Here is a 13,739-nt window from a genome sequence, read left to right as displayed (position 1 = left end):
TTTTCATGAGGAGTGTGTAAGTGTGGAAGATTGGTTAAAGGATGATGAACGGTTAGATTATTTATTAGCAGAGGATTTACGAATTATTCAAAGTCCTTCCGTTTTCTCTTTTTCTTTAGATGCCGTTTTATTAGCGAAGTTTGTTAACATTCCTATTTCAAAGGGACAAATTGTTGATTTATGTTCAGGAAATGGTGTTATTCCTTTATTTTTAAGCACTCGCACAAAAGCAAAGATTATTGGAGTGGAAATTCAAGAGCGGCTGTATGATATGGCAGTAAGAAGTATTCAATACAATAGATTAGAAAATCAACTTCAAATGGTTCATGGTGATGTAAAGGACATTCCTCCGCTACTCGGCATTGAAAAATATGATGCTGTGACATGTAATCCACCGTATTTTTTAGATATTGAATCAAGCGATAAAAACTTAAACGAGCACTATACGATTGCCCGCCATGAAGTATTGCTTACATTGGATGAGGCAATTCATGCGGCAAGCAGGTTGCTGAAACAAGGCGGAAAGGCAGCCTTTGTACATAGACCGGGGAGATTACTTGATATTATTACTTCTATGCGGAAACATCGTTTAGAACCGAAACGAATTCGCTTTATCTATCCGAAAATGGGGAAAGAAGCAAATATGTTGTTGATTGAGGGAATCAAAGATGGCAAGCCGGATTTAAAAATTTTGCCTCCTCTGTATGTATATGATGACAACAATCAGTATACAGCTGAAATGAGTGAAATCTTATATGGTGGAAAAGGATAAACATTATTTTTACGTCTTGGAATGTGCCGATTCATCTTTTTATGCGGGATATACGAATGATTTAGAACGAAGAGTGAATCAGCATAATGCGGGCAAAGGAGCAAAATATACGAGAGGAAAGCGGCCGGTAAAATGCATATATTATGAAATTTATGAAACAAAAGAGCAAGCAATGAGAGCTGAATACGCCTTTAAACAATTAAAACGTAGCGAAAAATTGAAATATATTGGGAGATGTAAAAAATGAAATCTCAAAAAAGTAGCATGTATGAACAAAGCAGTTGTTTATATTTAGTTGCGACGCCCATTGGAAATTTAGAAGACATTACAATCAGGGCATTGCGCATTTTAAAAGAAGTGGACATCATTGCGGCAGAAGACACAAGAAATACGAAAAAACTTTGTCATTATTACGACATTACGACACCGTTAGTTAGCTATCATGAACATAATCAAGAACAAGCAGGAGAAAAAATATTGCAGTGGTTAAGAGATGGGAAATCAGTAGCATTAGTAAGTGATGCGGGGATGCCTTGCATATCTGACCCCGGTGCTGATATTGCTCAAAAAGCGATTGAGGAAGATTTTGCAGTAGTTCCTATACCAGGTGCCAATGCAGCCATGTCAGCTTTAATTGCATCTGGTTTAACGCCTCAACCATTTTACTTTTTCGGTTTTTTAAATCGCAACAAAAAAGAACGAAAAAAACAGTTATCTAATCTCAAAAATCGAAAAGAAACATTAATCTTTTATGAAGCACCCCATCGTCTAAAAGATACATTAAAAGATTTAGCAGCCGAGTTAGGCAATCGGAAAATTGTTTTAGCACGAGAGTTAACAAAAAAATTTGAAGAGTTTTTACGTGGTACTGTAGAAGAAGCAATTCAATGGACAGAAGAGAATGAAGTGAGAGGGGAATTTTGTATCGTTATTGAAGGATCGCAAAATGAAGTGGAAGAAAACAATGAAGATGCTTATTGGACAAACATGACGATTCAAGAACACGTAGATTTACTAATGAGAGAAAAACAACTTTCTTCAAAAGAGGCAATTAAAGAAGTGGCTAAATTAAGAGGTCTTCCCAAAAGGGAGGTTTATCAGCAATATCATTTATAAAAAAGAAGGGCTGTCTAGAAACTATCTAGACAGCCAACCCTCTTCGAAAATCGAAGTTATGTTCCTCTGATAGATAAAAATGCACTAGTGTCGTATGAGGAGCGATTTGCCTTATCAGACACGTCCCCATATTCAACTTATTTGTTTAACTGTTGTTGAATTTCTTTCAGTAAAATTTCGGCACCTTCTGGACTTAAAATTAATTTTCCTCCAGCTAAGCGGAAATTTTGATCTGAAACTTCTCCAGTAATAGCGCAAGTCATGTTAGGCATGTATTTTTTGAGGATGATTTTATCATCGTCTACGTAGATTTCTAGTGCATCTTTTTCATTGATGCCAAGTGTGCGTCGAAGCTCAATTGGAATCACTACACGACCTAACTCATCAACTTTACGAACAATACCTGTAGATTTCATGACAATGTTTTCCTCCTATAAATGAGTCATAATTTTAGAATAAATCTCGTATTCGCCAAAATTCGACATTTATTCTTTGTCTGTCTAGAATAATACCAATAAAAGGAATAAACGTCAATAAATTAGCATTGAAGTTTTGAGATTTAATAAAAGAATTTATAAAAATTCGTTTTTTTTATTAAAAAAGTATTAATCGTTAAAGAATATTATTATAAAACGTAGTATTTAGACAAAAAGTTCCATTAATTTTTTAATTGATTGAATTAGTAAAATTCGTCAAAACTTTAGTATAATATGTTAGCGTTGAAACAGAAATAGTTAATCGTTACAATAAATACTATATATAGTTGACAATGGAGGCAGTTTAGGTGAGTGAGAAGAAAACGTTTTATATAACAACACCAATATATTATCCAAGCGGAAAATTTCATATTGGTACAGCATATACAACTGTGGCATCTGATGCTATGGCACGATATAAAAGATTGCGCGGATATGATGTTCGTTTCTTAACAGGAATGGATGAGCATGGACAAAAAATTCAACAAAAAGCCCAAGAAGTTGGAAAACATCCGCAAGAATATGTGAATGAAATTGCTAAAGCAGCAAAAGAATTGTGGGAGAAAATGGATATCTCTTATGATGATTTTATCCAAACCACACAAGAACGTCATGTAAAAAGTGTTGAGAAAATCTTTAAAAAGTTTTTAGACAACGGAGATATTTATAAAGGAGAATATGAAGGTTGGTATTGTACTCCTTGCGAATCTTTCTTTACAGAAACTCAGCTAATTGAAGGCAATTGTCCAGATTGTGGACGCCCTGTTCAAAAGTTGAAAGAAGAATCCTATTTCTTTAATATGCAAAAATATGCTGATCGTTTACTTCAATATTATGAAGAAAACCTAGAGTTTATTGAACCGGAATCACGAAAAAATGAGATGATTAATAACTTCATTAAACCGGGATTAGAGGATCTTTCTGTTTCAAGAACTTCCTTTGATTGGGGAATTAAAGTACCAGGAGATCCTAAACATGTCATTTATGTTTGGGTAGATGCGCTAACAAACTACATTACTGCTCTTGGATATGGTTCGGATAATGAAGAATTATTCAATAAGTATTGGCCAGCCGATGTTCATGTCGTAGGAAAAGATATTGTTCGTTTCCATACTATTTATTGGCCGATCTTCCTAATGGCATTGGGATTACCGCTTCCGAAAAAAGTATTTGCCCACGGTTTCATTATGATGAAGGATGGAAAAATGTCGAAATCGAAGGGGAATGTTGTTTATCCGGAAATGTTAATTGATCGTTACGGATTGGATGCAACGCGTTACTTCTTACTTCGCGAATTACCATTTGGGGCAGACGGCGTATTTTCTCCAGAATCATTTGTAGAGCGGACAAACTATGATTTAGCAAATGATTTAGGTAATTTATTGAATCGTACGGTTTCAATGATTAATAAATATTTTGATGGAATCATACCAACAAAAGGTTTAGAAGAAACAGAATTTGATGCATCATTAAAAACTCACGCAAAAGAAACAAAAGCTGCATATGAAGCCAACATGGATAAAATGCAGTTTAGTGTTGTATTAGCAGAATTGTGGTCATTTATTTCAAGAACAAATAAATACATTGATGAAACAGAGCCTTGGGTGTTGGCAAAAAATGACGAAAACCATGGCAAATTAGGTCAAGTAATGTATAATTTGGCCGAAAGTTTACGTCATATTGCAGTAATGTTACAACCGTTTATGACACAAACACCAAAACGCATAATGGAACAACTTGGTTTAGATGAAAAATTATTGGCTTGGGAAACGATTGAAGAGTTCGGAAATGTTATACCAGAAAACACAAAAGTGGTAGAAAAAGGAGTACCAATTTTCCCAAGATTGGACGCTGAAGTAGAAATAGAATATATTCGTGAGCAGATGCGAGCTTCTGTAAAAACACCTCAAGAGGAAGAAACGAAAAAGCCAATAGAAGCTCCTGAAGTGCCGGAAATCACAATTGAAGATTTCCTAAAACTCGATTTAAGAGTAGGTACTGTTACAGCATGTGAACCAGTTCCGAAAACCGATAAACTACTTAAACTTCAAGTGGATTTAGGCTATGAACAACGTCAAGTAGTTTCAGGAATTGCTGAGCATTATAAACCTGAAGAATTAATTGGTCAAAAAGTAATTGTTGTGGCCAATTTAAAACCAGTTAAGCTTCGTGGCGAGTTGTCTCAAGGTATGATTTTAGCTGGTTCTCATGATGGTGTGTTAAAAATTGCGACAGTAGATTCTGCTTTGGAAAATGGTGCGAAAGTAAAATAATGTGATTAGCCTGTTGATGAAATGATTCAACAGGCATTTTTGTTCAAAACTCATTTTAATTAATTATATTAACATAACGATTTTGGTGGTTAATTGGAATTAAATGAAAACCTTTTAGTATGAATAGACTATATTTATTACGAAAAAATAAGGTAAATATCATAAGATTGGGTTCTTGTAATCGAATTGTAATCTTTTTGTTAAGTCAGTAATGTTCGTTAGCAATAAAATAGACGGTAGGTGTAATCAAAATGTTTATTGACACACATGTTCATTTAAATGCAGATCAATTTCAAGAAGATTTACAAGAAGTAATTGATAGAGCACGAGCTGCAAAAGTTGAAAAAATGATTGTTGTTGGCTTTGATCGAATAACGATCGAGCGAGCAATAAAACTCATAGAGGAATATGAATTTATATATGCAGTAATTGGTTGGCATCCAGTAGACGCAATCGATTGCACAGAAAAAGATTTAGCATGGATTGAAGAGTTGACCCATCACCCTAAAGTCGTTGGCATTGGTGAAACGGGATTGGATTATTATTGGGATAAGTCACCGAAAGAAGTACAGCAAGAACTATTTCGACAACAAATTCGTTTGGCGCAAAAAGTTAATCTTCCAATCATTATTCACAATCGTGATGCAACGGGGGATGTTGTAAGAATTTTGAAGGAAGAAAACGCTCAAACGGTCGGTGGCATCATGCATTGTTTTAGTGGAAGCGTCGAAACGGCACTGGAATGCATCAAAATGAATTTTATGATTAGTTTAGGTGGGCCTGTTACATTTAAAAATGCCCGCTTGCCGAAAATGGTGGCGAAAGAAATTGCATTGGAGCATCTATTAATCGAAACAGATGCACCTTATTTAGCACCGCATCCATATCGAGGAAAAAGAAATGAACCTTCTTTTGTACCGTTAGTTGCAGAAGAAATTGCTCGGTTAAAAGAGATGTCGGTTGAAGAAGTTGCGAAGGCAACGACTGAAAATGCAATCAAGATTTTTAAGCTAAATGTATAAATTTTAAAAAAGCCTCCAATACTGCAGATTAATAGGGTTTAAAGTTACTAAAATACTAAACTAAAAAATTTTTTAGTTGACATAATTAGAAGTTGCCCGTATAATCCAACGAGTGTTAAGGAGGCGTTTTTAAATGTCAAGTAATCCCATAAGGAAAATTTTGTTTGGGATCAAGTATAAACAATCAGTGGTCACCATTTTGTTTATGGTATTGTTTGTGGCAGTTATTTCCTTTGTTTTGTATCAAGGAACAAAAAAGCCTGTGACAATACATGCAAATGGTGAAGAAATTAAAATATTAACTCATGCAAAAACTGTTGAAGAATTATTGAAAGATGAAAATATTGAAATATCGATGCATGATAAATTATCTTATTCACTTGATGCCAAAATTACATCGGGAATGGAGATTGAGTGGATTCAAGCAAAACAAGTAACAATTATTATCGATGAAAAAGAACAAGAGATTTGGACAACCGAAACGAAAGTCAAAAATATTTTGAGTGAAGCAAACATTCAAGTAGCCGAATACGATGAAGTTTCTATTCCTTTGGATGAAGATTTAGGTGATGAAAATCAAATTAAAATTAATAAAGCGTTTCAGGTAACACTTGTTGATGGAACTGAAATGAAGCAAGTGTGGTCCACTTCCACTACGGTCGCTAACTTTTTAAAGCAACAAAAGATAACACTAAATGAACTAGATCGTGTCGAAAAAAAATTAAGTGATAAGCTAAAACCAAACGACGAAGTCACGATTGTTCGCGTAGAAAAAGTTACCGATGTAGTGGAGGAAGAAATTAACTATCCAGTAGAAACAAGATCAGATTCTTCGTTGTTGAAAGGCAGAGAAAAAGTAATTTCACAAGGAAAAAAAGGAAAAGTATCAAGAACATATGAAATTACGAAAGAAAATGGAAAAGTAGTCAAAAAGGTTTTAAAGAATGAACAAATTATCGAAAAACCTAAAGCAAAAGTGGTAGCGGTGGGAACTAAAGTAGTAACAGCTAAAGTATCTCGTGGTACAAGCGAAAGTGGGAAAGAGTTTTATGTAACTGCTACTGCATACACTCCATACTGTGATGGTTGTTCCGGTACATCCGCTGCAGGAATTAATTTGCGTAGCAATCCGAACTTAAAAGTAATTGCAGTAGACCCAAATGTAATTCCTTTAGGTTCAAAAGTTTGGGTTGAGGGATATGGATATGCTATTGCGGGTGATACTGGCGGTGCGATTAAAGGAAATAAAATTGACGTACTTGTACAATCAAAGCAAGAAGCTATTCAATGGGGTCGTAAAAAAGTACGAATTAAAGTATTAGACTAAATTTTATTGAGCTTTCCTGTTTTTAAAAAACGGGAAAGCCTTATTTTTTTTAAAATTGCAGAAGAGCAGTAATCTTAAACGAACATTTCTTGTGAAAAATGTTGATGTTTTGTACAATTGTCCAAGATAAAAGTAGAAGAGAGGAACAAAGTTGGAAATTAAAGAAATCATCGTTGTCGAAGGTAAAGATGATACTATTGCTATTCAAAGAGCAGTAAAAGCAGATACAATCGAAACTAATGGTTCTGCTATTTCTGAAGAAACATTACTCCGCATTCAGCATGCTCACGAAAAACGTGGGGTTATTGTATTCACAGATCCTGATTATCCAGGTAGAAGAATTCGAGCAATTATCGAGGAGCGTATTCCAGGAGTAAAACATGCCTTTCTTTCAAAAGAAAAATGTATAGCTAAAAACGGAAAAGGTCTTGGAATTGAACATGCAAGTGATGATGATATACGTCAAGCATTAAAAAATGTATATACACCCATTACAGAAAAGCCTTTAAAAGAAGAGATAACCATTGGGGATTTAATGAGTGCCCGCCTCATTGGCCATCCGCTAGCAAAGAATCGCAGAATTCGGTTAGGCGAAATACTAAATATTGGGTTGACAAATGGAAAACAACTGCATAAGCGATTAATCATGTTTCAAATCACTTTTGAGCAATTTTCACAAGCGATAGCGCAAATTGATCAGGAGGAACAAAATGTATAAAGACATAGCAACGCCAGTACGAACAAAAGAAATATTAAATCAATACGGATTCGCCTTTAAAAAAAGTTTGGGACAAAATTTTATTATTGATCCAAATATTCTTCGGAATATTGTGAGTTACGCAAACTTGAGTGAAGAGAGCGGGGCAATTGAAATTGGACCGGGCATTGGAGCATTAACAGAGCATTTAGCAAGGAATTGTAAGAAAGTCGTTGCATTTGAAATTGACGGCCGTCTATTACCTGTATTGGAAGATACATTAAGCCCTTATTCAAATGTAAAGGTAATTCATTCAGATATTTTAAAAGCGGATGTCGCAAAGGTTATAGAAGAAGAGATGCAGGGAATCAAAGATATTATGGTGGTTGCAAATCTTCCGTATTATGTAACAACCCCAATATTGATGAAATTGTTGCATGACCGCTTACCGATACGAGGGTTGGTAGTCATGATGCAAAAAGAAGTGGCAGACCGTATAACGGCAAAACCAGGAACAAAAAATTACGGCTCGTTATCAATTGCTGTGCAATATTATGCGACAGCAGAGGTTGTAATGACGGTGCCAAAGACTGTATTTATGCCGCAACCAAATGTAGATTCAGCAGTAATTCGACTAACGATGCGCAACATGCCGCCAATCCAAGTAATCGATGAAGACTTTTTATTTATTGTAGCTAGAGCCTCTTTTGCTCAACGAAGAAAAACGATTTTAAATAATTTACAGTCTGGACTTCCATCAGGAAAGGAAAAGAAACAGCAGATTGTGGATGCATTGAATCAATGTGGCATTGAGCCTACCAGAAGAGGCGAAACATTGACAATTGAAGAATTCGGGAAACTTTCAGACGCTTTATTACCACATTTTAGGTAATTAGTGGGAAACATTACAAAAAATATGACGAAAACTTAATTTTTATAAAAAAATAAGTTGACAAAAATATTTGTCTGCTGATAAAATATTATAATTTATTGACAGAATGGCATTTCTAGTCTATACTAGTATATAGTGAGGTGTATGCGGAAATGCCAAAAACATTAGCTGAGATTAAAAAAACATTGGATGAACACATCGGGAAACCTTTGCGATTAAAAGCAAATGGTGGCCGGAAAAAAACGATGGAGTGCAATGGGATTTTAAGCGAAACGTACAATGCTGTTTTTGTTGTTGAACTCGATCAAAAGGATAGTGCTTGTAAACGTGTTTCTTATAGTTACACTGATATTTTAACTGAAGCTGTGGAAATTACTTTTTTAGATGACAATAATCAAGCACTTGCAGTGAAATAATTTTCTGCCTTGTTGTAAATTGTAGACAAAGCCGATATTTGCATCGACTTTGTCTACAATTTTTTTATGAACCTGCGCATACTACGGATGTCAACCTACTTATTTGAAGGAGGCAAATCTCTATGGCACGAAGAAACGGGATCATGTCGAGTCGTCTTAAAGAGGAAATTGCAAAAGAGCTCGGTTTCTATGATGTAGTCCAACGAGAAGGTTGGGGCGGAATTAGAGCCAGAGATGCAGGTAATATGGTGAAGCGAGCAATTGAAATGGCTGAACAAAGTTTAGCACAGCAAGCGAACCAAAATAGCATCAATAAGTAGTGTTGACATGGCCAATGGCTCTTAAAAGGGCTGTTGGCATTTTTTCATTTTTCAAAAATTATTTAATACTTCTATGTTTAATATTTAACATCTATGGTGATACCATCATTATGGTACAATATACGGAAGAAATTTCCCTGTATTAGGAGCTGTTAGGAGGATCAGAATGCTTTATATTAAAGCACCTGCAAAAATAAATTTAACACTTGATGTACTTTATAAACGTCCCGATCAATATCACGAAGTAGAAATGGTCATGACAACAGTTGATTTAGCCGATCGTATTGGGCTTGAATTAAGGAACGATGGAAAAATTGTCATTCATTCATCAAGTGGCATCGTACCGGAAGATGATCGAAATCTTGCATATCAAGCAGCAATACTTTTAAAAAATACATATAACGTTCATGAAGGAGCAACCATTACGATTCATAAAGAAATCCCTGTTGCAGCTGGACTGGCTGGAGGAAGTAGTGATGCAGCTGCTACGCTTCGAGGATTGAATCAACTGTGGAACTTAAATTTATCGATTGATACTTTGGCAGAGTTAGGAGCTAATATTGGCTCCGATGTTCCGTTTTGTGTATATGGAGGTACAGCTTTAGCTACGGGTAGGGGAGAAAAAATTCAACCATTGCCTGCTCCTCCCTCTTGTTGGGTAATACTTGCAAAACCTAGAATTGGAGTATCGACTGCAAAAATTTATGAAGGTCTGAATTTTGAAAATATAGAACATCCTAACACAAAACAAATGATGACTGCTTTGGAAAATAAAGATTATTCTTTAATGTGCAAGTCTTTAGGAAATGTTCTTGAATCTGTTACATGTTCTCTATATCCAGAAGTAGCTGTCATTAAAAATCAAATGATCCGATTCGGTGTAGATGCCGCACTAATGAGTGGAAGCGGTCCAACAGTTTTTGGGTTTGTTGATAGCGAATCAAGATTAAATAGAGTGTACAACGGCCTCAAAGGCTTTTGTGATGAAGTTTATGCAGTACGCATGTTAGGAGAAAGGAATTCTCTTGCCTAAATACGTACATTTATGATAATTTTTCTATAAAATATTCGTATTTTAATTTGTATTAGGAGAGGGTTGCATGAAATGGAAGCGTAGTGAACGCTTGGTTGATATGACACATTATTTATTAGAGCATCCACATCAACTCATTCCACTAACCTATTTTGCTGAGTTATATAATTCTGCTAAATCATCAATAAGTGAAGACTTAGCAATTGTGAAAGGAACTTTTGAAGAAAGAGGTATTGGAGAATTAGTCACTGTTCCTGGGGCGAGTGGGGGAGTTAAATATATTCCTACTGTATCGGATGATGAAGTTCGAGAAACCATACAAATATTAATATCTGAATTAAGCAAATCAGATCGCTTACTCCCTGGTGGTTATTTATTTATGACCGATTTATTGGGAAATCCAGAATTAATGAATCGTGTAGGAAAAGTGTTTGCAAGTATTTTTAAAGACCAACAAATCGATGCTATTATGACAGTTGCAACGAAAGGAATTTCTATAGCTCATTCGATTGCTAGACATTTAAATGTGCCGGTTGTTGTCGTGCGCAGGGATAGTAAAGTAACAGAAGGTTCAACAGTAAGCATCAACTACGTATCAGGTTCTTCCAGAAGAATCCAAACAATGGTATTATCAAAGCGTAGTATGAAAAGTGGTCAACGAGTTTTGATTACGGATGATTTTATGAAGGTTGGCGGAACGATGAATGGCATGAAAAACTTGCTAGAGGAATTTGATTGTACTCTAGGAGGCATTGCTGTTCTAGTCGAAGCTGAACATGCAGGTGAAACTTTAGTAGATGATTATTATTCTTTAGTAAAACTTCATTCGGTCAATGAAAAAGAGAGAACGATTCAATTAAGCGAAGGAAATTATTTTTCAAAGGAGAGATTATAATGAAATCAGTATCTACTACAAATGCTCCTCAAGCGATTGGACCTTACTCCCAAGGAATAATTGCAAATGGATTTTTCTTTAGTTCTGGTCAAATCCCATTAACTCCTGAAGGTGAATTAGTTGAAGGAGATATTGTTGCACAAACAAACCAAGTGTTTAAAAATTTAAAGGCTGTACTTGAAGCTGCAGGATTATCATTAAAAAATGTAGTAAAAACAACTGTATTCTTAAGCGATATGAACGATTTTGCTGCGATGAATGAAGTTTATGAAGCGAATTTTGGCGATCATAAACCGGCTCGCTCAGCAGTAGAAGTTGCTAGACTACCAAAAGATGTGAAAGTAGAAATCGAAGTAATTGCAGTATTTGAATAAATAATAAGCGATGAATTCAAGGGTGAATTCATCGCTTTATTTTTTTCAATTATTTATTATGAAAAACGTCTATTTACAAAAATATAAAACACTTAAAAATTATTTGAAAATTTTTCAAAAAGTTAGAAGGAATTTTTTAAGTTTTGTAGAATTGTAAAAACTTAAAGGCATCCTAGAGGAAAGAGAGGAGTGAAAGAATGGAAGTTACTGACGTAAGACTAAAACGTGTACAAACAGATGGGCGTATGCGTGCAATTGCTTCCATCACACTAGATGATGAGTTTGTTGTTCATGATATTCGAGTGATTGATGGGAATAACGGTCTTTTTGTGGCTATGCCAAGCAAAAGAACACCGGATGGTGAATTCCGTGATATAGCGCATCCAATTAATTCTAACACACGCAATAAAATTCAAGACGTTGTGTTAGCTGCTTATCATGCTGCCGGTGAAGAAAAAGTAGAAATTCAAAACGAAGAATCTCAATTAGAAAAAGCAAACGCATAAAAAAAGCGTCTCAAAAGTAAGTTATTTACTTTTGGGACGTTTTTTTGTGTGCTTGTAAAGGAATTAATGTGTACAAGATTAGCATGAATGAACACTTTCATAAACTTTCTAAAAAAAAATAATATGAAAACAGATGTAAAAAAAATATAATAGAGAGGGAGATAAGATGTCTTGACAACCTTTCAATGCCTTGAAAATCGAACAAAATTACTATATAGTCATAAGAGAACATGAGCTAAAATTGGGGGACTTAGGATGAATGACATTTTTGCGATCGTGCTGGCTGCAGGCCAAGGAACTCGCATGAAGTCCAAATTATACAAAGTATTACATCCCGTATGTGGTAAGCCAATGGTCGAACATGTTGTTGACAATATATTAACTTTAGATGTTAATCGTATTGTAACAATTGTAGGTCATGGTGCAGATAAAGTAAAAGAACAACTTGGCGAAAAATCTGAATACGTACTTCAGTCAGAGCAACTTGGAACAGCCCATGCCGTAATGCAGGCTGAATCAATATTAGGTGATTTAGAGGGCGTAACCTTAGTTGTTTGTGGAGATACACCTTTGATTCGCCCGGAAACAATGAAGGCGTTATTTGAACATCACGTTGCTCAAAATGCAAAAGCAACAATTCTTACTGCAATTGCAGATGATCCTACAGGATATGGTCGAGTAATTCGTGATGATCAAGGTCAAGTGGCTCAAATTGTAGAACACAAAGATGCGACACCAGAACAACGTTTGGAAAAAGAAATCAACACTGGAACTTACTGTTTTGATAACAAGGCGTTATTTGAAGCATTAAAATTAGTGAATAATAATAATGCACAAGGAGAATATTATTTGCCAGATGTCATTGAAATTTTAAAACAGAAAGGCGAAATTGTTACCGCTTACGTTTGTGAAGATTTCAATGAAACGCTTGGCGTAAATGATCGAATTGCCTTATCTCAAGCTGAAGAAATTATGCGTGAACGCATCAATAAAAAACATATGGCGAATGGAGTAACAATTATTAACCCTTCCATGACACATATTAGTATTGATGCTGAAATTGGTCGAGATACAATCATCTATCCTGGTGTTGTAATTGAAGGGAAAACAGTGATTGGAGAAGATTGTGTAATCGGACCGAATAGCCAAATTAATGATAGCACAATTGGTAATCGTACTGTTGTTAAACATTCAGTAGTGCAACAAAGTGTAATAGGGGAAGATACTTCTGTTGGACCATTTGCTCATTTAAGACCTGAAGCAGAGTTAGGCAATCATGTGAAGATTGGTAACTTTGTGGAAGTGAAGAAAAGCAAAATTGGAGATGAATCTAAAGTATCGCATCTAAGTTATATAGGTGACGCTGAAGTTGGGAAAAATGTTAATATAGGTTGCGGTTCCATTACCGTTAACTATGATGGAAAAAATAAACATAAAACAATTATCGAGGATAATGTCTTCGTAGGATGCAATGCTAATTTAGTAGCGCCTGTGACATTGAGAACAGGATCATTCATTGCTGCTGGATCTACAATTACAAAAGAAGTTCCGAAAGATTCATTAGCAATTGCACGTGCTCGACAAGAAAATAAAATAGATTACGCAAAAAAATTAAAATAA

Annotated in this window: 16 protein-coding genes; 15 read left to right on the top strand and 1 reads right to left on the bottom strand. The window is 35.2% G+C overall.

All coding sequences use genetic code 11. The features are described from left to right. Positions 1–22: 22 nt before the first annotated feature. The 3 genes from NST00_RS02635 to rsmI are packed head-to-tail and all read left to right on the top strand — an operon-like array spanning position 23 to position 1,888. Positions 23–772 (top strand): tRNA1(Val) (adenine(37)-N6)-methyltransferase, encoded by a 750-nt coding sequence (locus NST00_RS02635; RefSeq protein WP_016838872.1) that lies wholly within the window; start codon positions 23–25, stop codon positions 770–772. Next, positions 756–1,019: a GIY-YIG nuclease family protein gene (locus tag NST00_RS02630; protein WP_016838871.1), complete on the top strand. Its 264-nt coding sequence runs from the start codon at positions 756–758 to the stop codon at positions 1,017–1,019. Before NST00_RS02635 ends, NST00_RS02630 begins: the two co-directional genes overlap by 17 nt. Next, positions 1,016–1,888, top strand: coding sequence for a 16S rRNA (cytidine(1402)-2'-O)-methyltransferase (rsmI, locus tag NST00_RS02625; protein WP_016838870.1), 873 nt, complete (start codon positions 1,016–1,018; stop codon positions 1,886–1,888). Before NST00_RS02630 ends, rsmI begins: the two co-directional genes overlap by 4 nt. A gap of 137 nt (positions 1,889–2,025) precedes the next feature. Here the strand turns inward: rsmI and NST00_RS02620 are convergent, their stop codons facing one another. Next, the gene (locus NST00_RS02620; RefSeq protein WP_016838867.1) at positions 2,026–2,304 is read right to left on the bottom strand and encodes an AbrB/MazE/SpoVT family DNA-binding domain-containing protein; all 279 of its coding nucleotides are present in this window, start codon (positions 2,302–2,304) and stop codon (positions 2,026–2,028) included. A gap of 368 nt (positions 2,305–2,672) precedes the next feature. Between NST00_RS02620 and metG the strand changes: the two genes are divergently transcribed. The 12 genes from metG to glmU all read left to right on the top strand — a co-directional run bounded on the left by metG (position 2,673) and on the right by glmU (position 13,739). After that, positions 2,673–4,637: a methionine--tRNA ligase gene (gene metG, locus NST00_RS02615; RefSeq protein WP_340709615.1), complete on the top strand. Its 1,965-nt coding sequence runs from the start codon at positions 2,673–2,675 to the stop codon at positions 4,635–4,637. A 251-nt stretch (positions 4,638–4,888) separates the two neighbouring features. Beyond that, positions 4,889–5,659, top strand: a complete 771-nt coding sequence (locus NST00_RS02610) for a TatD family hydrolase (protein WP_016838862.1) — start codon at positions 4,889–4,891, stop codon at positions 5,657–5,659. Between the two features lie 133 nt (positions 5,660–5,792). Next, the gene (locus NST00_RS02605; RefSeq protein ID WP_168412547.1) at positions 5,793–6,986 is read left to right on the top strand and encodes a G5 and 3D domain-containing protein; all 1,194 of its coding nucleotides are present in this window, start codon (positions 5,793–5,795) and stop codon (positions 6,984–6,986) included. 151 nt (positions 6,987–7,137) lie between these two features. Beyond that, positions 7,138–7,704 carry a ribonuclease M5 gene (gene rnmV / locus NST00_RS02600; RefSeq protein ID WP_016838857.1) on the top strand — a complete coding sequence of 189 codons (567 nt, stop codon included), beginning with the start codon at positions 7,138–7,140 and terminating at the stop codon, positions 7,702–7,704. Then, positions 7,697–8,575 (top strand): 16S rRNA (adenine(1518)-N(6)/adenine(1519)-N(6))-dimethyltransferase RsmA, encoded by an 879-nt coding sequence (rsmA, locus tag NST00_RS02595; RefSeq protein ID WP_168412548.1) that lies wholly within the window; start codon positions 7,697–7,699, stop codon positions 8,573–8,575. Before rnmV ends, rsmA begins: the two co-directional genes overlap by 8 nt. A 152-nt stretch (positions 8,576–8,727) precedes the next feature. After that, positions 8,728–8,991, top strand: coding sequence for a biofilm formation stimulator Veg (gene veg / locus NST00_RS02590; RefSeq protein ID WP_016838855.1), 264 nt, complete (start codon positions 8,728–8,730; stop codon positions 8,989–8,991). 122 nt (positions 8,992–9,113) lie between these two features. Beyond that, positions 9,114–9,311 (top strand): small, acid-soluble spore protein, alpha/beta type, encoded by a 198-nt coding sequence (locus tag NST00_RS02585; RefSeq protein WP_016838854.1) that lies wholly within the window; start codon positions 9,114–9,116, stop codon positions 9,309–9,311. 166 nt (positions 9,312–9,477) lie between these two features. Continuing rightward, a complete protein-coding gene (gene ispE / locus NST00_RS02580; RefSeq protein ID WP_340709614.1) occupies positions 9,478–10,344 on the top strand; it encodes a 4-(cytidine 5'-diphospho)-2-C-methyl-D-erythritol kinase in 867 nt (288 codons plus the stop codon). Between the two features lie 67 nt (positions 10,345–10,411). Continuing rightward, positions 10,412–11,239 (top strand): pur operon repressor, encoded by an 828-nt coding sequence (gene purR, locus NST00_RS02575; RefSeq protein ID WP_016838852.1) that lies wholly within the window; start codon positions 10,412–10,414, stop codon positions 11,237–11,239. After that, entirely contained in the window at positions 11,239–11,613 is a 375-nt protein-coding gene (locus NST00_RS02570; RefSeq protein ID WP_016838851.1) for a RidA family protein, read from the top strand. Before purR ends, NST00_RS02570 begins: the two co-directional genes overlap by 1 nt. Before the next feature lie 197 nt (positions 11,614–11,810). Beyond that, positions 11,811–12,119 (top strand): septation regulator SpoVG, encoded by a 309-nt coding sequence (gene spoVG / locus NST00_RS02565; RefSeq protein WP_016838850.1) that lies wholly within the window; start codon positions 11,811–11,813, stop codon positions 12,117–12,119. A gap of 255 nt (positions 12,120–12,374) precedes the next feature. Beyond that, positions 12,375–13,739 (top strand): bifunctional UDP-N-acetylglucosamine diphosphorylase/glucosamine-1-phosphate N-acetyltransferase GlmU, encoded by a 1,365-nt coding sequence (glmU, locus tag NST00_RS02560; protein ID WP_096549927.1) that lies wholly within the window; start codon positions 12,375–12,377, stop codon positions 13,737–13,739.

Origin of the sequence: Ureibacillus sp. FSL K6-0165, assembly GCF_038004285.1 — a bacterium.
GTDB lineage: Bacteria > Bacillota > Bacilli > Bacillales_A > Planococcaceae > Ureibacillus > Ureibacillus thermosphaericus.
Note: the sequence above shows the minus strand (reverse complement) of the source record. Positions and strands in the feature narration are given on the sequence as shown.